The sequence below is a fragment of the Corallococcus sp. AB049A genome (genome assembly GCF_003668885.1).
Lineage (GTDB): Bacteria > Myxococcota > Myxococcia > Myxococcales > Myxococcaceae > Corallococcus > Corallococcus interemptor.
In genome coordinates this window covers 1-819 of the sequence record NZ_RAWL01000855.1, presented here as the reverse complement: position 1 = coordinate 819, position 819 = coordinate 1, and the positions used below count along the sequence as shown (strand labels likewise).

1 protein-coding gene is annotated in these 819 nt (G+C 71.1%); it reads left to right on the top strand.

Going from position 1 to position 819, the window contains the following annotated elements:
• Positions 1-47 precede the first annotated feature (47 nt).
• The coding region (locus D7X55_RS39925) for a condensation domain-containing protein (RefSeq protein WP_407921823.1) at positions 48-819 on the top strand (772 nt) is incomplete at its 3' end.

Sequence of the window (819 nt, the reverse complement as noted above, 5' to 3'; positions counted from 1 at the left end):
GCATCGAGCTGGGTGAAATCGAGTCCTGCCTGCTGAAGCACCCTGCCGTGCATCAGGCCGTCGTGCTGGCTCGCGAGGACGTGCCCGGTGACAAGCGACTCGTCGCCTACGCCGTCCCCGAGGCGGGGGCGTCGCTGGACACTGCCGAGCTGCGTGCATTCCTCAAGCAGCACCTGCCTGAGTACATGGTGCCCTCCGCCTTCCTCGTGCTGGAGGCCCTGCCGCTCAACACCAACGGCAAGGTGGACCGCAAGGCGCTCCCCGCGCCCCAGGGCGGTGCAGCCGCCTCCACCTACGTCGCGCCGAGCACTCCCACCGAGGAGCAGCTTGCGGCCCTCTTCACGCAGGTGCTGCGCGTGGAGCGCGTGGGCATCCACGACGACTTCTTCGCGTTGGGGGGCCATTCGCTGCTGGCCACTCAGCTCGTCTCGCGTGTGCGTTCCACCTTCCGCGTGGAGCTGCCGCTGAGGGCCCTCTTCGAAGCGCCCACCGTGGCCGCGCTCGCGGAGCGCCTCCAGACCCAGGCGCCAAGCCTCCAGCTGCCGCCGCTCACCCGGCCCCAGGCGGACGGCCCACAGCCCCTCTCCTTCGCCCAGCAGCGCCTCTGGTTCCTGGACCAGCTCACCCCGGGCGACGCGTCCTACAACATCCCCACCGCGCTCCGGCTGACGGGCCGGGTGGACGAGGAGTCGCTGCGCCGCGCCTTCGAAGCGCTGGTGGCCCGCCACGACGCCCTTCGCACCACCTTCCGTGAGAGCCAGGGCCAGGCCGCCCAGCACATCCACATGCCCGGCACGTGGGCGTTGCCGCTCATCGACC